This window comes from Microcoleus sp. MON1_C1 (genome assembly GCF_036701945.1).
Classification (GTDB): Bacteria; Cyanobacteriota; Cyanobacteriia; order Cyanobacteriales; family Microcoleaceae; genus Microcoleus.
The window spans coordinates 19,539-41,289 of the sequence record NZ_JAUBRO010000056.1 but is presented as its reverse complement, the minus strand read 5'-3'; the positions used below and the strand labels follow the sequence as shown (position 1 = coordinate 41,289).

Here is a 21,751-nt window from a genome sequence, read left to right as displayed (position 1 = left end):
ATCTACTGAATATGCTTTCATTGGTATATTTTTTTAATCTATTCTTATTGTACCTCATAACACCCGGAAGTGCTGTAGACCAGTTCTAGCAAACTATCGGTATACTGGCGAACGTAAGTAACATTGCCGTAAATAAAGTTAATCGGATTGTTGATTTCATGAGCAACACCAGCGACCAGTTGCCCCAAAGACGACATTTTTTCGCTCTGAATTAGCTGGGATTGAGCCTGCTTCAAGTCAGACAAGGCTTGTTCGAGCTGTTGAGTTTGAGACTTTAACTCTGCGGTGCGTTCTTCAACTCGAATTTCTAATTCTTCTTTAGCTTGTTTTAGGGCAGCTTCTGCTAATTGGCGCTCGACAATTTCAGATCCTAGCAGTCTGTTGGCAAATTCTAAATGTTGAGTTTGAGACTTTAACTCTGCGGTGCGTTCCTCAACTCGAATTTCTAATTCTTCTTTAGCTTTTTGTAGTGCAGCTTCTGCTAATTGGCGCTCGACAACTTCAGCTTCTAGGAGTTGGTTGGCGGATTCTAACTGTGCGGGACTGGGAAGTGCTAGGGCTTGAGGTATTAAGTCTAGCAAAAGTATGGCTGTAGCAAATGAAAAAAGGGCAGTAATTGCTTTCATTGTTCCTGAAAGCCAATAGGTAGGATGCCAAAGCGTCCAGAGTTCAAATATGTGAGTGATCCCACAGGCGACGATAAAGGCTCCAAACAGGGCAAAGATCCAATTAAAGGGCAAATCTTCGCGTTTGGAAATAAAATAAACCAATGTAATCGGGATGGAAAAATACGCCAGTGCAATTATAGAATCTGAGGCAACGTGAAGCCAGACTAACGGGGTATGCCAGAGATAGCAGTGACCGTGAGGAATAAATGACCCGGAACTAAAAAAAGTTTTCCACATTTCCTGCATAATTTTTCCTTTGAGTTGTGAGAAAATGGACGGGGACTGGTGTCAATTAATTTCAACCAGGGGTTTCTTTCACCTGCGGCTTAATCACCTATGCGTTCATATTCTCTGTTAGCTTCAGCCAAAATCAATCTGTATTTGGAAATCATAGGCGATCGCCCCGACGGATATCACGAACTGGCGATGGTACTTCAAAGCATAGATTTAGCCGATCGAATTGACTTGCGCGCGATCGGTACGGACACGATTCGCGTGCGCTGCGATCACCCGCAAGTCCCTCCTGATAAGAATAACCTCGCCTACCGGGCAGCAGATTTGTTGGCGAAGCAATTCCCCGATGCTTTGGCGAAATACGGCGGAGTCGAGATTGCCATTCACAAGCAGATTCCAGTGGCGGCGGGGCTTGCCGGCGGTTCGGCAAATGCGGCTGCGGTTTTAGTCGGGATGGATTTGCTGTGGCAATTGGGACTTACTCAATCGGAGTTGCAAGAGTTGGGGGGAACTTTGGGTTCGGATGTGCCTTTTTGCATTGCGGGAGGTACGGCTTTGGCAACTGGTCGCGGGGATAAACTGTCGCCTCTGCCTGATTTGGCAGGCTTTTCTGTGGTTTTGGCGAAGTACCGCAATCTAAGTATTTCTACGGCATGGGCGTATCAAACTTATCGCCAGCAGTTCAGTAGTTCCTATTGTGCAGCGGAAGATTTGGGGTGCCGCCGGGAACGGCTGCATTCGGGCCCGATGGTGGGGGCGATCGCCCAAAAAGATCGATCGAAAATTGGTCAATTGCTGCACAACGATTTAGAAAAAGTTGCTTTGCCCGTGTACCCGCAGGTGTTGCACTTGCGGCAGGCTTTTGAGTCGGCGGGCGCTTTGGGAACGATGATGTCGGGTTCCGGGCCGACGGTGTTTGCGCTGGCCGAGTCTTCAGAGCAGGCTCAGCAAGTTATGGAACGGGTTAAAAGTGCGATCGCTTCTCCAGATTTGGATTTTTGGGTAGCACAGTTTAGCAATACTGGAATTCAGATTTTTTCGGAGGGAAACGAGACGAAACCGCCGATTTCTAGGGTGTAACTCGAAGAGGGTGCGATCGCCATCGCCCGTTAAACCTGTCTAACAGGCGAGGGTCAAGATGAATCTAACTTTTCGCAGAGTCTATTGAGATCGAAGAACTGATAATATGTCATGCAAGACCGATTTTAGTTTTGGTGAATTAACCAGAAATCTAAAATCTAAAATCTAAAATCTAAAATCGCCATGACTGATTTAACTAATCCAAATTCTACTTCTAAACCTCTGAGTTCGGCTGGAGATGCAACCTCTGCATCTTCCACGCCGCCGACGATTTTGCGGTGCGTGATGGGTTCGCTGATCGCGGGTGGCTTTGCGGCTGCTTTGTACGCGCTAACTTTGTCGATCGTCCAAACTTTTGCAAATTCGCCCATTCATTCTGACAATGTGACTGCGATTAATATTGGCGCGGCTGTGCGAACTTTAGTCATGGGGATTGTGGCTTTGGGTGCGGGTGTTTTTGCTTTTGCATCTTTGGGTTTGATGCTGCTGGCTGTGCAACTTTTAATTCAAAAGTTGCTAAAGAAACCTACAGCTTGAAGTCTACCAATTGCAAGAACTAGGCGACACAAACTTTCATCTGCAAGGCAAAGACTGCATAGTAAGATCGAAGCAATGGAATTATTTACGATCGGACACTCCAATCTAAGTATTGAAGCGTTTGTTTTGCTGCTGCAACAACACGGAATTACGGCGGTGGCGGACGTGCGATCGCATCCTTTTAGCCGCTATTTACCTCATTTTAATAAATCCGAAATTAAAGCTTCTCTGTCAAGTGTCGGCATTCAATATGTTTTTTTAGGCAAAGAGTTGGGCGCCAGACCGGAGGATTTAAGCTGTTACGATACTAGCGGTAAAGCGTTATACGATCGCATAGCAGCAACTCCTCTATTTTCCCAAGGAATTCAGCGCTTGCTCAAAAACGCAGCCAATTATAAAATCAGTTTAATGTGTGCGGAAAAAGACCCGATTACTTGTCATCGGACTATTTTAGTCTGCCACAAAGTTAAAAAATTTAATTTACAAATTAATCACATTCTGTCAGATGGCAATTTAGAATCGCACCCGCATTTAGAAGAAAGACTTTTGAGCAAGTTTAACAAAGGCAAAAAAGATAATGAGCCAATTCAGCTAAGCTTGTTTGAAGTAGAGCCTCAACTTAAACAGGAAATAGTTGATTTAGAAACAGCTTATTATCGTCACGGATTGGAAATCGCTTATGTCACAAAAGAAAGCAATTAATTTATTTACAATTGGTTTTACTCAAAAAAGCGCCGAGCAGTTTTTTGATACTTTGATGAAAGCGGGAGTCCGCAGGGTGATAGATACGCGGCTGAATAATGTGTCGCAGTTGGCGGGTTTTGCTAAGCGGAAAGATTTAGAGTATTTTTTGCGAACAATTGGCAATATTGAGTACGTTCACATTCTGGATTTAGCGCCGACTCCAGATATTTTGGATGATTATAAAAAGAAAAAGGGAGATTGGGATGTTTATGAACAGAAGTTTTTGGAGTTGATGGGCGAGCGACAAATTGAACACCAGGTTTCATCGGATATTTTAGACTGGGGGTGTCTGCTTTGTAGCGAACCAAAACCTCATAATTGTCACCGCCGCTTAGTTGCTGAATATCTCAGCGAGAAGTGGAAGAATGTCACAATTAATCATCTTTGATTTATTGAAAATACTATATCATTGTGGGACGAATCTAAAATCTAAAATCTAAAATCGAATGGCTCAAATAATTTGTCTCGCTAATTCCTGGAAAAACCACGACAGGTGCATCGCCGGAATTAATGAACTTCAAGGTAAGTGGGTGCGTCCTGTTTCCGACTTACCAGATGGTCGAATTCCTAAAGCAATGTGCCTGATAAATAGACTTGGACCCGCGTTGTTAGATGTTCTAGAAATCCCTCTGGCCAAGACGGGACCGGACTTTGGCTTTGCGTGTGAAAATCTTTCTGTTTTACCGGGAGAATGGCGGCAAGTAGGGAAAGTTGCGCCAGCATATTTGCTGAAATATTGCAATAGTCAAGAATATATTTTGCACAACGATTTGCGATATGTTACGGTGGAATATATGCAGTCTTTGCCAATGTGCGAGCGCCTAACTTTGCAATTAGTCAAAGCAGTAAGATTTACGGTAAACGAGCCAATTAAAAGAAAGCAAGGTGGTAATAAATGGAAAGGATCTATTGTCACGCAGCATGGTCAAAGATTGACTGCAACAATTACCGATCCGGTGTTTATTCTAAAGTTAGAATTGGGGTATCGACCGCAAAAAGCTTGTTTGGTAACAGTGAGTTTGAGTATGCCTTGGCGGCCCGATGATTGGAAGGGAGATGACCCTTGTTGGAAGTTGATTGCGGGTGTGGTAGAGTTGCCGGAAGATGTTGTTGATGATGAAATTTAGTTTTGACCAAAATGGGCTATCGATTATTTATTTCTTTTTATTTCCCGCAAAAACTCTGTTCATGCTATAATTCTGCGGGACTGTAGCAGAAAGGGGTGCTTTTTGATGAAAGCAGAATTTTATTTTGACTGTCACAAATATATTTGCAGTTTAGTTCAAGTAGATTTTGTCAAAGAATTAAAAATAAAAAATCATCAAGGTTTTGTTTTGGCTGTTAAGCAGGGAGAAAAGATTGGACTTTTGGGGAAAAGCCGCCATAATGCTAAACAAGTTGATGTATCTAAGCCGCATTTTTATAATGTAATTAAAGCGGCTATGAGCGCTTTGGAATTAGAAACTAAAAATGAGGTGATATTAGAGAGAAATCGAACTATTGCTGATGCCGAAGAAATGATTCAGCAGCAAAACCGAGAAATTCGCATTCTCAACGAACAGATTAGAATCCTTGTGACTAAGGTTGAGGAATTGTCAAGGGAAAAGCAGCAGTTGTCAATGCAGCTAGTAGACAAGGAAATCAGAGAAACTGAAATTAGTCAAGAACTTGATTATTTTTACTCTCAAGATAAATATATAGTAACCCCGGAAATTGAGCATCGGAGTGGAGAAGTTGAAATTAATGAAAAAATCGAAGAATTGTCTGTTCAAGCTTCTGGGTTAGCGGGGCAGTTAATCGCAAATCAACAGAATTCGGAGGAGATTGAGGAAGAGGAAGAAATCAGCGGTGGCGATGTTGAAATTGTTGATTTTGAAATTATAGAACAAGTAGAAGAAAATATTAAAAAAGTAGAAGTTCAAGGAGGCGGAAGTGAAATTAAGCGGCTGCCTAAAAGAGCTTCCAACAAAAGCATGAGAAAGAAATCTTAATGCTTGAGTTATATAGCAATCCTCGCATCATTTGTGAATTTCTTACTGGCGAACGAGCGGGTGCGGGGAGGGTTGGAGTAGGGTAAAAATTTACGACTCCTGCAAGGATTGCTATATGACTCGTTTAATTGTGGCGATCGCATTTTCGCCAAATTCCTCAACATTTAAGCGAAAAAATCCCTCACAACTCGCCCGTTTTTCCCCCCGCAGCCTCACCCACAACAGAATTTTGACAATTATCCAGGGCGATCGGTAAAATTACAGGTACGATCGAACTATTGTCAGCAGCATTAAATCCTTCAGTCATTAGTCGTTTGCCAACAGTCACATAATTGTTGACAATATTGCACAATAGATAAAATTGTAAATATATAGCACCTGCGTTTTTTTTGATCGCTTATGAATAGCAGATTCCTCGATCGACTCCACCACCCCTCGCGCCCCGTCATCGTCTTCGACGGCGCAATGGGAACCAACCTGCAAGTCCAAAACCTCACCGCAGAAGACTTTGGCGGCAAAGAATACGAAGGTTGCAACGAATATCTCGTCCACACGAAACCGGAAGCCGTCGCCAACGTGCACCGGGGATTCCTCGAAGCAGGGGCCGATGTCATCGAAACAGACACCTTTGGCGGCGCTTCCATCGTACTCGCCGAATACGATTTGGCAGACAAAGCATATTATCTCAACAAAACTGCGGCCGAACTTGCCAAGGGTATCGCCGCCGAATTTTCCACACCCGAAAAACCTCGATTTGTCGCAGGATCGATCGGGCCAGGTACCAAATTGCCAACATTAGGACACATTGATTTTGACACTCTCACCGCCGCTTTTGCCGAACAAGCAGAAGGACTTTATGACGGTGGCGTTGACTTATTTATTGTCGAAACTTGTCAAGATGTGCTGCAAATTAAATCAGCATTAAATGCCATTGAAGAAGTATTTAAGAAAAAAGGCGCGCGAATTCCGTTAATGGTATCAGTCACAATGGAAGCCACCGGCACAATGTTAGTCGGTTCCGACATCAGCGCCGCCCTAGCCATTTTGCAGCCGTACCCGATCGACATTTTAGGCCTCAACTGCGCCACCGGGCCCGATCGCATGGCCGAACACGTCAAATACCTTTCCGAACATTCGCCCTTCGTCGTTTCCTGCGTTCCCAACGCCGGTTTACCCGAAAACATCGGCGGCCACGCGCACTACAAACTCACGCCAATAGAATTAAAAATGGCCTTGATGCGCTTTGTCGAAGACTTAGGCGTGCAAGTCATCGGCGGCTGCTGCGGAACCCGCTACGATCACATCCGCGAACTAGCAGAAATTGGCAAAACTCTTAAACCCAAAATCCGCGAAATTACTTGGGAACCTTCCGCCGCTTCAATTTATAGCGCCCAACCCTACGAACAAGAGAATTCCTTCTTAATTGTCGGCGAAAGACTCAACGCCAGCGGTTCCAAAAAATGCCGCGATTTGCTAAACGCCGAAGACTGGGACGGTTTAGTAGCAATGGCCAGGGAACAAGTGCGAGAAGGCGCGCACATTCTCGATGTCAACGTGGATTATGTCGGCCGCGACGGCGTGCGAGACATGAAAGAATTAGTTTCCCGCGTTGTGACTAATGCAACTCTCCCTTTAATGCTGGATTCCACCGAATGGGAAAAGATGGAAGCAGGCTTAAAAGTTGCGGGCGGCAAATGCTTGCTGAATTCCACTAACTATGAAGACGGAGAACCGCGTTTTTATCAAGTTTTAGAGTTGGCGAAAAAATACGGCGCGGGCATAGTTATCGGGACAATTGACGAAGACGGAATGGCCAGAACTGCTGACCAAAAATTTGCGATCGCCCAGCGCGCCTATAACGCCGCAGTCGCCTACGGAATTCCCGCCGAGGAAATCTTTTTTGACACCCTAGCTTTGCCCATTTCCACCGGGATTGAAGAAGACAGAAAAAATGGCAAAGCTACCATCGAATCGATCCGCCGCATTCGCCAAGAATTGCCCGGTTGTCACGTAATCTTAGGAGTTTCTAACATTTCCTTCGGCTTGAATCCGGCGGCGCGGCAAGTCTTGAATTCGATGTTTTTGCACGAAGCAATGCAAGCCGGGATGGACTCGGCAATTGTCAGCGCCAATAAGATTTTGCCCCTCGCCAAAATCGACCCCAAACACCAAGAAATCTGCCGTAAACTGATTTACGACGAACGGGAGTTTGACGGCGATATTTGCGTTTATGACCCCTTGGGCGACCTGACAACGGTGTTTGCGGGCAAAACCACAAAGCGCGATCGTACAGAAGACGCAAGCCGTCCGGTAGAAGAACGCCTGAAGCAGCACATCATCGACGGCGAACGCATTGGACTAGATATCCAACTCGCCAAAGCATTAGAAACCTATCCGCCTCTCCACATTATCAATACCTTCTTGCTAGACGGCATGAAAGTAGTCGGAGAATTGTTCGGTTCGGGACAAATGCAACTGCCATTTGTATTGCAGTCAGCAGAAACCATGAAAGCGGCAGTTGCCTATTTAGAACCGCACATGGAAAAGTCCGAATCTGGGGACAATGCCAAAGGCACATTCATCATCGCTACTGTCAAAGGCGACGTTCACGATATCGGCAAAAACTTAGTTGATATTATCCTATCAAACAACGGCTACCGAGTGATCAACTTGGGGATTAAACAGTCGGTTGACAATATCATCGAAGCTTACGAAAAGCACAAAGCCGACTGTATTGCCATGAGTGGCTTGCTGGTAAAATCCACCGCGTTCATGAAAGAAAATCTGGAAGTATTCAACCAGAAAGGAATCACCGTTCCGGTAATTTTGGGTGGCGCGGCTTTGACTCCCAAATTTGTGCATGAAGACTGCCAAAATACCTACAAAGGTAAAGTAGTTTACGGCAAAGATGCGTTTTCTGATTTGCACTTTATGGACAAACTCATGCCAGCAAAATCTGCTGGTAAATGGGAAGATTTGCAAGGATTTTTAGATGAAATAGAGGATGATAATGGCGCGGTTAAAGAAGCTAAAGCGGCGCCAGAAACTTCTGTAGAAGATGCCAAGAAAGCAGACACTCCTGTGGTGATAGATACCAGGCGATCCGAAGCAGTTGCAGCAGATATCGATCGCCCGACTCCTCCTTTCTGGGGAACGAAACTGTTGCAGGGAGAAGACATCCCCTTTGAGGAGATTTTCTGGCACTTAGATTTGCAAGCCTTAGTTGCCGGTCAGTGGCAGTTCCGCAAGCCAAAAGACCAATCGCGGGAAGAATACGACGCTTTCTTAGCTGAGACAGTTTATCCGAAATTGGAGGAATGGAAACACAAAATTATCACCGAAAATTTACTGCAGCCGCAAGCAATTTACGGGTATTTTCCCTGTCAAGCTGAAGGCAATTCTTTGCATTTGTACGATCCAGAAATCATGGCTGGCGGGCAAGATTTATCGACACCCGCTGCAACATTCACATTTCCCCGGCAAAAATCGGCGCGCCGGCTGTGCATTGCCGACTTTTTCGCGCCCAAAGAATCCGGTAAAATCGATGTATTTCCGATGCAAGTAGCGACAGTGGGAGAAATTGCTACAGAGTACGCGCAAAAGCTATTTGCTAACCATCAATATACCGACTATCTCTACTTTCACGGATTAGCGGTGCAGACAGCGGAAGCAATAGCAGAATGGACTCACGCGCGAATTCGCCGGGAATTGGGCTTTGCTAGCGAGGAACCGGACAACATTCGCGATATGCTAGCACAAAGATATCGCGGTTCGCGGTACAGTTTCGGCTATCCTGCTTGTCCGAACATGGCGGATCAGTACAAGCAACTGGAATTGTTAAAGTGCGATCGCATCAACCTCTACATGGATGAAAGCGAACAACTTTATCCCGAACAATCAACAACCGCAATTATCACCTATCACCCAGCAGCCAAATACTTTACCGCTTAATTTCTAGGGTGCGCCGCGCGCACATTCCTCGGTGAATTATACTCGTTACCAGGCTCTTCCTGGTAACGCAGCTCCGGAGGCTTGGCTCCACTTACAGCAGTAAAGCTTGTAGTATCGTTCCCAAAACTGTCCGGAGTATTGGCCCAGAAGGTAATGTCATTGCTGACAATGCGTAACGCCTAAATCTGACACTTGCGTTTAACCAAAGCGTCCACTAATGTACTCTTCGGCTTCTTTGGTTTGGGGAGAACCGAAAATTTGTTCAGTGGGACCAAACTCCACCAATTTGCCGCGTCGTTTGCCTTGATCGTCCGTTTCTGTATTGAAAAATGCCGTCGCATCCGCGATTCTTGACGCTTGTTGCATATTGTGAGTCACTGTAATAATTGTGTATCGTTCCTTCAGTTCTAAGCACAGTTCTTCGACCTGTCGCGTAGAAATGGGGTCGAGAGCAGAGCAAGGTTCATCCATCAATAAAACATCGGGCTTCATAGCGATCGCGCGGGCAATACAAAGCCGTTGTTGTTGTCCCCCGGATAATGCTGTTCCTTTATCTTTCAGCTTATCCTTGACCTCATTCCAGATAGCTGCTTGTCTGAGGGAAGATTCTACTAATTCATCCAGATTTCCTTGATAACCGTTGGTTCTGGGGGCATAGGCAATATTTTCATAAATGCTCTTGGGAAAAGGATTCGGTCTTTGAAACACCATTCCCACCTGTCGCCGCAATTTAACAGAATTCACTTGCGGATCGTAAATATCGCGGTTGCGGTAAATGAGTTTCCCTTCCACCTTGGCACCGGGGATTAAATCATTCATGCGATTGAAGCAACGCAATAAGGTACTTTTGCCACAGCCTGAAGGGCCGATAAAAGCCACAATTTTTTGACGGGGAATTTTGATATAGACATCGACCAGGGCTAAAAAGCCATTGTAATAAACCTTTACGCCTTCTGCATTAAACACGCTATCGTCCGTTTTGAGTTTGGTATTACTGTCAGTCATCTGAAATAGTCTCCTTAATCTTGACAACTCAAGTTAATTAATGGCTGGAATAGCGTTGGCGCAGATAGATAGCGACGCCATTAAGCCCCAAAATCAAGATAATCAGCACAATAATCGTCGCTGCGGCTGCACTGGCAAACCCCGGTTCAGGACGAGTGATATAGCTGAAAATTTGAATGGGTAACGCCATAAATCGTTGGAATAAACCCGGATTAAACGTGAGGAAACTGACAGCACCCACGACCACCAAAGAAGCAGCATCCCCCATGGCGCGGGAGACAGAAATAATCACCCCCGTAAGAATTCCCGGAATGGCATAGGGTAAGACATGGTGTTGAATGGTTTGCCATTTGGTAGTTCCCAGTCCATAGGAAGCATTTCTCAGGGAATCGGGAACGGCGCGGATGGCCTCCCTCGCCGTGACGATAATGACAGGTAAAGACAATAGGGCAAGGGTTAATGCCCCCGAAATCAAGGTAGGTCCAAACCCTAGTAAATAGTTAAAGACCCCTAAACCCAGTAAGCCATAGACAATAGAAGGAATCCCCGCTAAATTCCCGATATTTATCTCAATCACGGCAGTCCACCACTTTTTAGGGGCATATTCCTCTAGGTACAAAGCAGCCCCTACCCCAATGGGAACCGCAACCAGAAGGACGATTAGTCCCAGAAAGAAACTCCCAATAATGGCTGGACGGATACCTCCGCGTTCGGCAAAACGGGAAGGCGTTTCCGTGAGAAACCCCGGTGTTAGCAATCTGCCAAGTCCATCATGAAGGATATTAAGAACCAGTAAGGCGAGGACAAATAAACCGATGAGTAGCCCAATTAAGAATAGATACTCAAAGACTTTACCGATCGCTTCTCGGCGTTCTAGGTTATCGGTAAATTCGGCAGTGTTGACGGAATTGTTTGTTGAAGTTGATTTAACCATAGCAATCAGTCGTATTTTTCCTTAAAGCGACTAGAAATCCAGAAGCTGGCCATATTGAGAGACAATGTAATCAGGAACAGAACTGCTCCCACCGCATACAAAGTCTTAAAACTGAGGCTACCCCTGGGACTATCTCCCCCCGAAATCTCCGCCATAAAAGCGGTCAGGGTGGCGACGGATTCCATGAAATTGAAAGTGAGGCGAGGCTGCGATCCAGCCGCAATCAGAACGGTCATGGTTTCTCCCACTGCGCGGGAAACGCCTAAAATAATCGAAGCCATAATCCCAGACAAGGCTGCCGGAAGAACCACATTAAAAATGGTTTCTAGTTTGGTAATGCCCAAGGCAGAGGAACCTTCCCGCAGAGAACGGGGAACCGATTGAATAGCATCTAAGCTGATGGAACCGACGGTGGGGGTGATCATAATGCCCATCATTAACCCAGCGCTGAGGGCATTAAAAATCTCTAAGGGGAAAAGATGCCGCAGAACCGGAGTGACAAAGAGCAAAGCAAAGTAACCATAAACTACTGTGGGAATTCCCCCCAATAACTCCACAGCAGGGCGCAACACGGCTGCCACTTTCGGTTGGGCATATTCACTCAGGTAAATGGCTGAAGACAAACCCAAAGGAACCGCCACAGCCATAGCGATCGCAGAGGTTAAAAACGTTCCGTTCAGCAGCGGCCAGATGCCAAAATGGGCATCGGCAAACAGCGGAGTCCATCGGGTATCCAGAAAAAACTGGGCTAAAGAAACTTCTTGGAAAAAACCCAAAGTCTCTTGGAAAATGATCCAGACAATACCAAAGGTTGTGGCAACGGACACGAAGGCACAGGCAAATAAAACCGCACTAATAATCTTTTCTGGGACATCTTCCGAAGACTTCTTAAGCAAGGAGTCATCCGCAGCGAAAAGGGAGTGATCAAAGGAACTAGGAGTTAGGGTCATGGGCTTGAGATTTCCTCCTTAAATAAAGTTAGTAATGGGTTCACCGGGTTTGGCTTTTTTGAATTTCGTTCCGGTTTCACGCCGCTCAAATTTTTGCTTAGTTTTCACATAAGCTTCATCGGGTAACGCCACATAGCCCACACCATCTACCCATTTCCAAGAATTTTCTAAATAGAATTTCACGAATCTTTCAAGGGAAGGATTGGTGTCAAGGGCTTTTTTATTGACGTAGATAAAGAGGGGGCGAGAGAGGGGGCTATAGATATTTCTCAGAACGTTATCAAGGGGAACTGGTTTAACACATTTTCCATCCGCATTTTCAATCGCCACCCCGTTCAATTTGTCTTGGTTTTGGAGCAAGAAGGCAATTCCCAGATAGGCCACTCCCGATTTATTGCCAATCACCCCTTGAACGAGGGTATTTTGGTTGCGACTGGGGGTAAAGTCGGTACGGCTATTTTTCCTTTTACCCGTTACGGCTTGGGTGAAATAATCAAAGGTTCCTGTATCGGAAGGAGGGGCAAACAGCAACAGTTTTTCGTCGGGAAAGTCGGGATTGATTTGCTTCCAACTGGTAATCTTGCCTTCGGATTTGGCATTCCACATTATGTCTAATTCTTTAATCGTTAGACATTTGGCAAAGTTATTTTCCTTATTAACCACTACCGCAAGACCATCAAGAGCCATCGGCAGTTCAATAAATTCGATTCCTTTGTCGGCACATTTTTTGATTTCTTCCTCTCTGATGGTGCGAGAAGCCCCCGCAATCTCAAGGTTTCCAGCACAAAACTTGCTAAACCCTCCCCCTGTGCCACTGGCCGCGACGCTGACTTGGGCATTGGGATAAAGTTTTTGGTATTCTTCGGCGACGGCGAGGGAAACGCTAAAGCCCACAGCACCACCATCAATACTGATTTGCTGTTCCTTATCTCCTGAATTGCCACAACTCGTCATCAGGTTGCCGATGACGATGAGAGGGATTAGGTAAAACCAACGAGAAAATTTCATAGAATTTGAGTGTAAGTTTGGAAAAATGAAAGTGAATTAGGCGTTTAGGTTCAGAACTTTCCCTTAATTTGGTCAAAGATGGCACCGTTTGCAAAAAACTTCTCTTTTATCGAAGGCCACCCTCCTAAATCTTGAGCATTGAACAAAGTTTTAATTGGGGGAAATTGCACCTGTCCGCCTTGAGCGATAAAGGGATTGACCGAACGGTAGCCTAATTTGGCGAATTCTTGCTGAGCTTCGTCTGAATAGAGAAAATCGACAAAGGCTGCTGCCACTTCTCTCGTTCCATGCTTATCAACGTTTTTATCAACTATTGCCACGGGATTATCGATAGAGATATTGAGGGGAGGAACAAAGTAACTGGTTTTTGGTCCGTTCGTTCCAGCTAAAATCACTTCATTTTCATAGGTGATTAAGGCATCTCCCTGACCTTGTTGGAAGAATAGGTCGCTGGCTTCGCGGGCATCTTTGGTTAGGGTGGGAATCTTTTTATAGACTTTGCCCACAAAATCAAGGGCTTGTTCAGGTTCGCCTCCTTCTTGGGTTACTGACCCCCACAGACCTAAAAATTCCCAAACGCCAATACCCGATGTTTGAGGATTTGCTGCAATCACGTTTACATCTTCGTTGGCTAAATCTGCCCAAGTTTGAATATTTTTGGGGTTGCCTTCTCGGGTGACAATTGCCGCCACAGAATGACTAACTACTGCCCGTCTAGGAACTCTGTCCTCCCAGCCAAAATTAATCAAACCAGCTTCTTCGATGCGAATCACATCCAATGGGAGGGCAAGATGCACCACATCGGCTTCTTGTTTGCCGGCAATGATCTCGTCGGTTTGCGCTAAAGACCCGCCATAACTGCGTTCAAAAATGACGTTTTGGTTGTGCTCTTTCTTCCACTTTTCAATAAATTTAGGGACGATTTGGTCATGGGCCGCTTTCGTCACTGAGAAGGAAACTAGGTTGAGCTTGACCTCGCTTTGATTGGCCCCACTCGCTGCAGAGCAAGCAGCAATTGACGCAGTTAGAATTACACCTAGTAAAAACAAGACGATGTACGCTTGGACTGAGCGTCCTAGATGCTGGGCTTTTTTGAGAAATTGCCCTGAGAATCGCACCAATTGGGAACTGGCTGCGATCGCAAATTTTAGAGACTGAACGATCGAAGTCACTGAATTTTGCCAAACTTGTTGTTGATTCACCGATACTTTTTCTGCAACTACGGTATTTCTATCAAGTTTGCGTAGTTACTCTTAGGAGTATAAAGTCATCAAATTAGAGTTTTCAGTTTTCTTAATATTTTTTTAATAAATCGTTTTAACCTAGCGCTACCATGACAAAGAGTCCAAACTCACACCCGCCCGCCGTGATCGCTAAACAGTTAGAACAGACTAACTTTAAAAACTTGGAGGCAGAGCCTCAAGAAAGGGGTTCCCCGGTAGAACTGGGGAACGAGAAACCAACAAAAAAGCACCTTAAAAAAAGTGCTTTCATGAATATAGAACTTTCCGTGTCTGACGAAACTTTTACGAGTAATTCCGAGGAGTGCGCGCACCGGCAGATGCTCCTACCATCGAAGCAACTAAACCCAATAGCGAGCCGAACAAGAACGACCAACCAGCTTTTGCAGCATTACCAGCAAGATTGCGAGCATCCTGAGCAGATACGTTAGGTGCTCGGTTCGGCAAATCGACCCCGCCCTGCTGCGCTTGATTAATTGCTTCTCCCGCATTCGCAGCTATTACGCCAAAAGTACCGGCCACGCCATTTGCTAACAGCCAAGAGCCAATTGTTAAGGTAGTTGCCCACAAAATTGCTCCGTTTAAAAGTGCTGTGTTGCGGTTCATCGGGCCGCAAGCGCGAGCAGTTACCCAACCGCCAACCGCCAAGCTAATTAACAAACTGATAATTGACCAAATTCCGACGCCGGTACCCACGTCGCCTGAAATACTGCGCGGAGCTCCTGAACTAGCAATGTTGCTCAACCCGATCGCAGCGCCCAATGCACTTAACACCAGTTGTGTGCCGATCGCAATTACCAAACCAGAAAAAATCGGGCCCCAACGTACTCGATCGTGGTATTCCATCATTGAATTCACAACTACGGGTTCGGTACCAACGTTATCTACAGGTCTATTTACGTATGACATAGGTTTTTCTTTCCTCTGAGAGTTGCTTTAATTTTTAACCATCTTTCAACTAAGCATGAATTATGGCTGAGATTGATAGAAAGTATATCTGCCTGGGGAAAGAACCAGTCTCTATGTCTGAAGAAATAAACGAAAAAGTCATCACCCACCAGCCCGCCGCTATTAGCGAATCCTTGATGATTTATGACTGATAAGTGATGAATATTTTATCCCGTTAGAAAAGTTTCCGGACGTATACAGGAAATGCGGACGTATACAGGAAAGACAGCTTAACGCAATTTTACAGCCGTTCCAACGGCAGTAATCAGCAGCAAAGCCCCGTTCGAGTCTACATTAATCGTGCCTGTGTCCACTTCCACCCCGATTACGGCATTGGCGCCCAGGCGCTGGGCCCGTTTTTCCAGTTCCGCGAGGGCATCTCGCTGTCCTTTGAGAAAAACTTCCTCGTAACTGCCGGTGCGCCCGCCGATGATGTCGCGAATGCCCGCGAAGAAATCTCGCAGGGCGTTGGTGCCGTAAACCACCTCAGCAGTTACAATTCCCAGGTAAGATTGAATTTCTGCTCCTTGGATGATATCAGTTGTTGTTACAATCATCAGTTGGCCTCAGTCGCGAAAATTTTGAGTTGGTCTTGTTCTGTAGATTTACTACATCTCGCCGCTCAAACATTCCTGGTAAACCATAAGTTGTCAGCTTGCTAAGCTGACAGCAACTCGCTCTTTCATTCCACACACTCTTTGAAACAAATGGCCGTGCACAAACAAAGTCTCTTGATATTCAGTACGCTGTTAGTAGCAGGATTCGCTGTCGCTGCGCCGCAGATAGCGCTCTCAGCAGAAACGTCAGTTGAAGTCAACCCTGAAAATAATTCAAATTTAGATGCTCTGCTGCGACAAGGGCGCGAGTTGGTAGATTTAGGAGACTACAGTAAGGCGATCGCCATTTATCAGGAAGCGGCACGTTTAGATACGGAAAACCCCCGCATTTTTTCTGGTATTGGCTATTTAGAAGCGCGTCAAGGCAACTATCAAGCCTCAGTGGAATTTTACCAACAAGCGATCGGTCTGGAACCGAACAATGCTGACTTCCAATACGCCTTAGGATATGCTATGGCGAATTTGCAAAACTATCCCGCAGCAGCCACAGCTTACCGCCGCGCCGCTGCGCTCGATCGCAAAAATGTCAATGCCCGGATCGGTCTCGGAGTGGTACTCTTTCAGCAAAAAGATTACAGCGGTTCTTTTAAAGCATACCAAGAGGCGATCGCCCTCGATCCGAAAAATTGGCAAGCTTATTCTTCAATGGGTTTAGTATTGATCCAGCAGGGAAATTTTGCCAGTGCTGTTACCGTGCTCCAACAAGCAGCCGAACTCGCTCCCAAACAAGCAGGTGTCCAGTTAAAATTAGGCACTGCTTTGCTGCGTGCCGGCTATACTTCCGAAGGGCTAGCAGCTTTTGAAGAAGCTGCCAAATTGGAGCCCCGCAATCCAGAAGTGCAGCTAGAAATTGGCGAAATTCTCCAGGCTCAAAACGACTTCGACGGAGCGCTGGTAGCTTATCAGCGGGCTATTGAGGTGCGACCGAATTTAGTGGAAGCACACGCAGGAATCGGGAAAATTCAACTGGAAAAACAAGATTTTTTAGCAGCGATTGCCACTTTTGGGCGAGTGATTAAGCTCGATCCAAACAGAGCCGAAGCTTATTACAATATGGGTACGGCACTCAAAGCGCGCGATCGCAAATCCGAAGCAATTGAAGCTTTTCAACAAGCCCTCGACACTTACCGCCAGCAAGGCAACAATGATGGTGTACAAAAAGCTGAGGCGGCGCTCCAGCAACTAAAGTAATATTTCTCAATGGACTAATTGGTAATGGGCTAGCAGTTTTGAGTGTGGAGCAAGTAATTTTCCTAGGGCTTAACTCCTTCCACTCGCCGCGTCGCGAGGAAAAAAGCCATCTCAAAACTGTTTCTATTCCCTATTCCCTATTCCCCCTTTCCTCTTCCTTCTTCCTTCTTCCTTCGTTTGCTTAAGTTTTTAATTGAATGCAGATAAATGTGGCTAAATAGTGTAGAATATTGGCGCGATTTGAGAAGGGCGGTCACTCTGTAAGTTTAAGAATAAATAAGGCCGATCGCACAGTAGCATTTGGTAAAAACTCCATCTTTTGTAAGATGTTAAAACGGGTTCCTGAAAATGAATCTATTTCTATTGGTAGAGACAGCAAACTTGTTAACATTTGTAAAATAAGCAAAATCTCCCATCCCCAGAGCTTTATCTATGCAAACGTATGATGTGATTATCATCGGAGCAGGTCACAACGGACTGGTCTGTGCCTCTTATCTCCTCAAAGCGGGATATACCGTCCTGTTGTTAGAAAAACGTTCGGTTCCCGGCGGCGCGGCAACTACCGAAGCTGCGATTCCCGAATTGCCGGATTTTAAATTCAATATGTGCGCGATCGACCACGAATTTATCCATTTAGGGCCAGTTGTAGAAGAATTAGAACTGGAAAAACATGGTTTAGAATATCTTTTCTGCGATCCAGTTGCCTTTTGTCCGCATCCCGACGGCAAATATTTCTTAGCGCACAAATCTGTAGAAAAAACTTGTGCTGAAATTGCCCGCTACAACGAGCGCGATGCTAAAAAGTATGCCGAATATACAGACTTTTGGCAGCGGGCTTTAGGTGCAATGGTTCCGATGTTTAATGCGCCACCAAAATCCATCATAGATATTCTGGGCAACTACGATATTTCAAAGATCCAAGATTTATTGTCAGTCATCGGTTCCCCCAACAAAACGCTGGACTTTATTCGCACAATGCTGACCAGCGCTGAAGACATTGTAAACGAGTGGTTTGACGAGGAATTTATCAAAGCACCCCTCGCAAGATTCGCCTCAGAACTCGGCGCCCCTCCTTCGCAAAAAACCCTGGCTGTAGGCGCAATTATGCTGGCAATGAGGCACAATCCCGGCATGGCAAGACCGCGCGGAGGGACAGGTGCATTAGTGCAAGCGCTGCTTAATGTAGTGAAAAAATACTCGGGTGTCGTACTTACCGACCAGCACGTAGAGAAAATATTAGTTGATGATGGTCGCGCTGTGGGAGTTCGAGTTGCCGGCGGCACAGAATACCGCGCTACAAAAGGTGTCATTTCTAATATTGATGCTAAGCGCTTGTTTCTGCACTTAATGGACTCGGGCGATGTTGACAGTGCCGACCCGGATTTGCGGGAAAGATTGGAGCGCAAAATTGTTAACAACAACGAGACTATTCTCAAAATAGACTTAGCTCTCAATGAAGCGCCTAGATTCGAGCGCTGGAATCATCGGGACGAATATTTAATCGGGTCGGTTTTAATTGCAGACTCGGTGAGACACGTTGAACTTTCTCACAGCGACCCTTCCATCGGCAGAATCCCCGACTCTGACCCATCGATGTATGTGGTGTTTCCGACGGTACTAGACCCCTCAATGGCTCCCCCCGGACATCATACGGCTTGGATTGAATTTTTTGCTCCTTACATGATCGAAAATGCTGAAGGAACCGGCCAGCACGGTACGGGTTGGACGGATGAGCTGAAAAACAAAGTTGCCGATCGCTGCATTGATAAATTAGCAGAATATGCACCCAATATCAAAAATGCAATTATCGGCCGCCACGTGGAAAGTCCGGCGGAATTGGGAGAGCGTTTGGGGGCTTTGAAGGGAAATTATTATCACGTTGATATGACGCTAGATCAGATGATATTTTTCCGTCCTTTACCGGAGTTGGCGAATTACAAAACGCCGATCGACGGTTTGTTCCTCACGGGGGCGGGAACGCATCCGGGCGGCTCGATTTCGGGGATGCCGGGACGCAATACGGCTCGCGTTTTCCTACACTCGCAGCAGCCTTTCGCGCAGACTTTGGCAGATGCGGCTAATACTCTGAAAGCGAAGGGTAAGTCTGTCTTTCGGAGTAATGAAAAGTAAGATTTTTAGCAACCGCAGATGAACGCAGATAAACGCAGATGAATCACATCTGCGTTTGTTTCTATTGATTTATCAGCGTGCGAGTGCGAGAACTTTTTCTGGTTAGATTTCCTGTGAGGGGAAAACGATTGGCGATCGCCCTCAATACCTTTTCTAAATCTTGTGCATCTTTCGCGATCGGTGGCGACGCTTTGCGTTTCATCAAATCTGTTTAAATATTTTTGGATCGCAGAGTATATTCGATCTATAAAATTCTCAATATTAGAAGAACAAGTTAACGCTGAAGGCATTTTTGAACTTAGTGTCGCCGCCAAACCTCTAATGAAAGCAGAACAGGCAAGTCGCTGGTAGAAGTCCCTCCCCATCTCCGTATCAGGGCGATCGCCGCCGATTCCCCAGGATTTCGCATTCTCCTCAATTCATACTTTATGCGGATGAAAACGCCGCCCCCAAGTTGAGAAACTGAGAAATGGCGTTACCCTTTTTTTAGCGATGGCAAATCGAGTTTTGATTGTCGGCGGGCGGGGACGAATTGGCAGCAGCGTTGCCCAAGACCTTGTTACCTACACCGACGCGGAAATTACTGTTACCGGACGCAACTCTGAAGCCTCTATTGGGCCGGGATTGCCGGCCGATAGGGTGCAGTACCAAACTTTTGATTTAGCGGACAGTGCAGCCCTGCAAAAAGCAGTTTCAGAGTCTAATCTTGTCGTTCACTGTGCGGGGCCTTTTCACTACCGAGACGCCGGCGTGCTGAAAACTTGCATCGAAGCAGGTGTTAATTATACTGATGTCAGTGACAGCCGCAGTTTTACTCGCAAGGCTTTAGAATTGCGCGAAACCGCTAAAAATGCTGGGATTACTGCTATTATTAATACGGGCATTTTCCCCGGTGTGTCTAATAGCATGGTGCGCCGAGATGTGGAACAATTAGATGAAGCAGAACACATCCATTTGAGTTATGTAGTCGGAGGTTCTGGCGGCGCTGGCGTTACCGTCATGAGAACCACTTTTTTAGGTTTGCAAACTCCTTTTGAGGTTTGGGAAGATCGCAAGTGGCACCAAGTAAAACCCTACAGCAATCGCGAAACAATTGAATTTCCCGCGCCCTACGGCAAAACAGGGGTTTACTGGTTTGATATGCCGGAAGCAATCACTTTGCCCGAAACATTCGCCGTCAAATCAGTTGTGACTAAATTCGGTACGTCTCCCGACCTTTACAATCACCTTACCTGGTTTGTAGCCAAGTATTGGCCTGCTAGCTGGCTCAAAAATAACTCCGTGATTGAATTTCTCTCCTACGTCAGTTATGGGATGACAAGTGTTACTAATAGTTTTAGTGGGCTTGGTGTGGCAGTGCGATCGCAAGTAACCGGTCTCAAAAACGGTCAACCGGCTAAAGTTTGCTCGACAGCGGTACACCCCAATGCTGCCGTCGCTACTGGCATTGGTACTGGCAGCATCGCTCAATTAATGTTAGAAGGTAAACTGGAAAAACCTGGAGTTTGGTCGGTAGAACAAGCTCTTTCTACTGAGCTATTTGAAGGAGCTATGCAGAACAGAAACCTCGACATAGAGCAGGTTATTTTGTAGTTCCTTAGCTTATTTATAGCAATTTAAAATGTTGGTAAATGGGATTTTTTCCCGAACTGCGAAGACGCGAAAGACGCGCCGAAAGAAAAGACTCAGGGGCTTCGTAATTGATGGGAAAACCCCTAGATAGGGTTCCTCGCAGGAATGGCGATCGCCCCTCATAGGAGATGAGTTCCGCTTGTCTAACTAATCTATCTTTTGGTAGAAGGAATTGTAACAAGCAGGCGCTTAAGATATTGGACATCATGGGAAACATCCCTTTTAGCTCGCTCTAGATGCGGTAGCTGCGACAAAGATTGCGCTTGAACCAAGGTTGTCAAGGTGCGATCGCAGTGAAGGGGCGACAAACACCATAATTTTTGCGGAAAAATACGAGGAGAAGTTGATATGAAGCGGGTTTTAAAAGCTCTCGGACAAACATTGATTCAAAGCATTTTGCTAGTCTGTACGCTGGCTTTGATTAGTCTGGTAGGTCTAGCGGTAGTACCCACTCACGGTGCTTACGCAGGTCAAGACAAGACTCACGCGCCGCAAGAAGCTACAATTACTGAACCCGCAACAAGTTTCGAGGATCTCAATCCCCAAGCAGGCTCTTACGATGAAATAGTCAAAACTGCTCAAAATCCTGCAAACGTCGAGAAAATTTACGACGAAAGCTTAAAAGAGTACAAGGGAGAACACCCGCAAGAAGGCATAGTTCAAAAAGCTGAAGAGTTGATCGAAAAGGTCACGGGCAACTAATAAATCAACAGATTTCTATCTAACTCAAGTTGCTGGTAAATACAGAGCTTCGGTGAGTAGACAATTGAGTCGCTATCAGGACTCACTTGAAAATAATTCTATAGGGTGCGCCGGACAGCGCACCTTATCGCTTTAGAGTAGGGGGTTAAACCACTTGTTGCATCCAGAGCGATTTTCTCCTTCCCCTT

General features: G+C 45.8%; 21 protein-coding genes. 11 read left to right on the top strand and 10 right to left on the bottom strand.

Features of this window, described 5'->3' with window-relative positions; translation table 11 throughout:
- Positions 1-44: 44 nt before the first annotated feature.
- Complete coding sequence (locus QUA62_RS24575; RefSeq protein ID WP_333407362.1) at positions 45-914, bottom strand: hypothetical protein; 870 nt, start codon at positions 912-914, stop codon at positions 45-47.
- Positions 915-1,004: 90 nt separating this feature from the next.
- On the opposite strand from QUA62_RS24575, the gene ispE reads away from it, so the two are divergent.
- The 6 genes from ispE (at position 1,005) to QUA62_RS24545 (ending at position 5,254) form a co-directional block, all read left to right on the top strand.
- Positions 1,005-1,982 (top strand): 4-(cytidine 5'-diphospho)-2-C-methyl-D-erythritol kinase, encoded by a 978-nt coding sequence (ispE, locus tag QUA62_RS24570; RefSeq protein ID WP_333407360.1) that lies wholly within the window; start codon positions 1,005-1,007, stop codon positions 1,980-1,982.
- 183 nt (positions 1,983-2,165) lie between these two features.
- On the top strand, positions 2,166-2,519 hold the full coding sequence (locus QUA62_RS24565; protein ID WP_333188503.1) for a DUF3082 domain-containing protein: 354 nt from the start codon (positions 2,166-2,168) through the stop codon (positions 2,517-2,519).
- 75 nt (positions 2,520-2,594) lie between these two features.
- Positions 2,595-3,221, top strand: a complete 627-nt coding sequence (locus tag QUA62_RS24560; protein ID WP_333407359.1) for a DUF488 domain-containing protein — start codon at positions 2,595-2,597, stop codon at positions 3,219-3,221.
- Entirely contained in the window at positions 3,199-3,651 is a 453-nt protein-coding gene (locus QUA62_RS24555) for a DUF488 domain-containing protein (protein ID WP_333407357.1), read from the top strand. The genes QUA62_RS24560 and QUA62_RS24555 overlap by 23 nt, the downstream gene beginning before the upstream one ends.
- 58 nt (positions 3,652-3,709) lie before the next feature.
- Complete coding sequence (locus QUA62_RS24550) at positions 3,710-4,390, top strand: dual OB domain-containing protein (RefSeq protein ID WP_333283150.1); 681 nt, start codon at positions 3,710-3,712, stop codon at positions 4,388-4,390.
- A gap of 105 nt (positions 4,391-4,495) precedes the next feature.
- The gene (locus QUA62_RS24545) at positions 4,496-5,254 is read left to right on the top strand and encodes a hypothetical protein (RefSeq protein ID WP_333407355.1); all 759 of its coding nucleotides are present in this window, start codon (positions 4,496-4,498) and stop codon (positions 5,252-5,254) included.
- A 181-nt stretch (positions 5,255-5,435) separates the two neighbouring features.
- Here the strand turns inward: QUA62_RS24545 and QUA62_RS24540 are convergent, their stop codons facing one another.
- Complete coding sequence (locus tag QUA62_RS24540; RefSeq protein ID WP_333407353.1) at positions 5,436-5,561, bottom strand: hypothetical protein; 126 nt, start codon at positions 5,559-5,561, stop codon at positions 5,436-5,438.
- A 92-nt stretch (positions 5,562-5,653) separates the two neighbouring features.
- Between QUA62_RS24540 and metH the strand changes: the two genes are divergently transcribed.
- Entirely contained in the window at positions 5,654-9,205 is a 3,552-nt protein-coding gene (gene metH, locus QUA62_RS24535) for a methionine synthase (RefSeq protein WP_333407351.1), read from the top strand.
- 198 nt (positions 9,206-9,403) lie between these two features.
- Here the strand turns inward: metH and pstB are convergent, their stop codons facing one another.
- The 7 genes from pstB to QUA62_RS24500 all read right to left on the bottom strand — a co-directional run bounded on the left by pstB (position 9,404) and on the right by QUA62_RS24500 (position 15,848).
- Complete coding sequence (gene pstB, locus QUA62_RS24530) at positions 9,404-10,210, bottom strand: phosphate ABC transporter ATP-binding protein PstB (RefSeq protein WP_333407349.1); 807 nt, start codon at positions 10,208-10,210, stop codon at positions 9,404-9,406.
- 37 nt (positions 10,211-10,247) lie between these two features.
- Positions 10,248-11,144: a phosphate ABC transporter permease PstA gene (pstA, locus tag QUA62_RS24525; protein ID WP_333407347.1), complete on the bottom strand. Its 897-nt coding sequence runs from the start codon at positions 11,142-11,144 to the stop codon at positions 10,248-10,250.
- A gap of 5 nt (positions 11,145-11,149) precedes the next feature.
- Positions 11,150-12,094, bottom strand: a complete 945-nt coding sequence (gene pstC, locus QUA62_RS24520; protein ID WP_333407346.1) for a phosphate ABC transporter permease subunit PstC — start codon at positions 12,092-12,094, stop codon at positions 11,150-11,152.
- Positions 12,095-12,112: 18 nt separating this feature from the next.
- Positions 12,113-13,102, bottom strand: a complete 990-nt coding sequence (locus QUA62_RS24515) for a PstS family phosphate ABC transporter substrate-binding protein (protein WP_333407344.1) — start codon at positions 13,100-13,102, stop codon at positions 12,113-12,115.
- Positions 13,103-13,152: 50 nt separating this feature from the next.
- A complete protein-coding gene (locus tag QUA62_RS24510) occupies positions 13,153-14,304 on the bottom strand; it encodes a sulfate ABC transporter substrate-binding protein (protein WP_333407342.1) in 1,152 nt (383 codons plus the stop codon).
- A 324-nt stretch (positions 14,305-14,628) separates the two neighbouring features.
- Complete coding sequence (locus tag QUA62_RS24505; RefSeq protein ID WP_333283122.1) at positions 14,629-15,252, bottom strand: hypothetical protein; 624 nt, start codon at positions 15,250-15,252, stop codon at positions 14,629-14,631.
- 269 nt (positions 15,253-15,521) lie between these two features.
- Positions 15,522-15,848, bottom strand: coding sequence for a YbjQ family protein (locus QUA62_RS24500; protein ID WP_190656844.1), 327 nt, complete (start codon positions 15,846-15,848; stop codon positions 15,522-15,524).
- 150 nt (positions 15,849-15,998) lie between these two features.
- Here QUA62_RS24500 and QUA62_RS24495 point away from each other — a divergent pair, with 150 nt between their 5' ends.
- Both QUA62_RS24495 and crtO read left to right on the top strand, forming a co-directional pair.
- Positions 15,999-17,099, top strand: coding sequence for a tetratricopeptide repeat protein (locus QUA62_RS24495; protein WP_333407341.1), 1,101 nt, complete (start codon positions 15,999-16,001; stop codon positions 17,097-17,099).
- A gap of 432 nt (positions 17,100-17,531) precedes the next feature.
- Positions 17,532-19,229, top strand: coding sequence for a beta-carotene ketolase CrtO (gene crtO / locus QUA62_RS24490; protein WP_333283112.1), 1,698 nt, complete (start codon positions 17,532-17,534; stop codon positions 19,227-19,229).
- 61 nt (positions 19,230-19,290) lie between these two features.
- On the opposite strand, the gene QUA62_RS24485 is transcribed toward crtO, so the two are convergent.
- Entirely contained in the window at positions 19,291-19,431 is a 141-nt protein-coding gene (locus QUA62_RS24485; protein WP_333407340.1) for a hypothetical protein, read from the bottom strand.
- A gap of 290 nt (positions 19,432-19,721) precedes the next feature.
- On the opposite strand from QUA62_RS24485, the gene QUA62_RS24480 reads away from it, so the two are divergent.
- Positions 19,722-20,822, top strand: a complete 1,101-nt coding sequence (locus QUA62_RS24480) for a saccharopine dehydrogenase NADP-binding domain-containing protein (RefSeq protein WP_333407339.1) — start codon at positions 19,722-19,724, stop codon at positions 20,820-20,822.
- A gap of 387 nt (positions 20,823-21,209) precedes the next feature.
- Positions 21,210-21,563, top strand: a complete 354-nt coding sequence (locus tag QUA62_RS24475; RefSeq protein WP_333407338.1) for a hypothetical protein — start codon at positions 21,210-21,212, stop codon at positions 21,561-21,563.
- The last annotated feature ends 188 nt before the right edge of the window (positions 21,564-21,751 follow it).

Excerpts from the sequence above, each read along its gene's own strand:
- pstA (WP_333407347.1), bottom strand. The coding sequence starts at position 11,144 with ATGGTTAAATCAACTTCAACAAACAATTCCGTCAACACTGCCGAATTT.
- QUA62_RS24485 (WP_333407340.1), bottom strand. The coding sequence starts at position 19,431 with ATGAAACGCAAAGCGTCGCCACCGATCGCGAAAGATGCACAAGATTTA.
- QUA62_RS24575 (WP_333407362.1), bottom strand. The coding sequence starts at position 914 with ATGCAGGAAATGTGGAAAACTTTTTTTAGTTCCGGGTCATTTATTCCT.
- QUA62_RS24560 (WP_333407359.1), top strand. The coding sequence starts at position 2,595 with ATGGAATTATTTACGATCGGACACTCCAATCTAAGTATTGAAGCGTTT.
- QUA62_RS24475 (WP_333407338.1), top strand. The coding sequence starts at position 21,210 with ATGAAGCGGGTTTTAAAAGCTCTCGGACAAACATTGATTCAAAGCATT.
- ispE (WP_333407360.1), top strand. The coding sequence starts at position 1,005 with ATGCGTTCATATTCTCTGTTAGCTTCAGCCAAAATCAATCTGTATTTG.
- QUA62_RS24565 (WP_333188503.1), top strand. The coding sequence starts at position 2,166 with ATGACTGATTTAACTAATCCAAATTCTACTTCTAAACCTCTGAGTTCG.
- QUA62_RS24540 (WP_333407353.1), bottom strand. The coding sequence starts at position 5,561 with ATGACTGAAGGATTTAATGCTGCTGACAATAGTTCGATCGTACCTGTA.
- metH (WP_333407351.1), top strand. The coding sequence starts at position 5,654 with ATGAATAGCAGATTCCTCGATCGACTCCACCACCCCTCGCGCCCCGTC.
- QUA62_RS24495 (WP_333407341.1), top strand. The coding sequence starts at position 15,999 with ATGGCCGTGCACAAACAAAGTCTCTTGATATTCAGTACGCTGTTAGTA.
- crtO (WP_333283112.1), top strand. The coding sequence starts at position 17,532 with ATGCAAACGTATGATGTGATTATCATCGGAGCAGGTCACAACGGACTG.
- pstC (WP_333407346.1), bottom strand. The coding sequence starts at position 12,094 with ATGACCCTAACTCCTAGTTCCTTTGATCACTCCCTTTTCGCTGCGGAT.
- QUA62_RS24515 (WP_333407344.1), bottom strand. The coding sequence starts at position 13,102 with ATGAAATTTTCTCGTTGGTTTTACCTAATCCCTCTCATCGTCATCGGC.
- QUA62_RS24505 (WP_333283122.1), bottom strand. The coding sequence starts at position 15,252 with ATGTCATACGTAAATAGACCTGTAGATAACGTTGGTACCGAACCCGTA.
- QUA62_RS24555 (WP_333407357.1), top strand. The coding sequence starts at position 3,199 with ATGTCACAAAAGAAAGCAATTAATTTATTTACAATTGGTTTTACTCAA.
- QUA62_RS24500 (WP_190656844.1), bottom strand. The coding sequence starts at position 15,848 with ATGATTGTAACAACAACTGATATCATCCAAGGAGCAGAAATTCAATCT.
- QUA62_RS24545 (WP_333407355.1), top strand. The coding sequence starts at position 4,496 with ATGAAAGCAGAATTTTATTTTGACTGTCACAAATATATTTGCAGTTTA.
- pstB (WP_333407349.1), bottom strand. The coding sequence starts at position 10,210 with ATGACTGACAGTAATACCAAACTCAAAACGGACGATAGCGTGTTTAAT.
- QUA62_RS24480 (WP_333407339.1), top strand. The coding sequence starts at position 19,722 with ATGGCAAATCGAGTTTTGATTGTCGGCGGGCGGGGACGAATTGGCAGC.
- QUA62_RS24550 (WP_333283150.1), top strand. The coding sequence starts at position 3,710 with ATGGCTCAAATAATTTGTCTCGCTAATTCCTGGAAAAACCACGACAGG.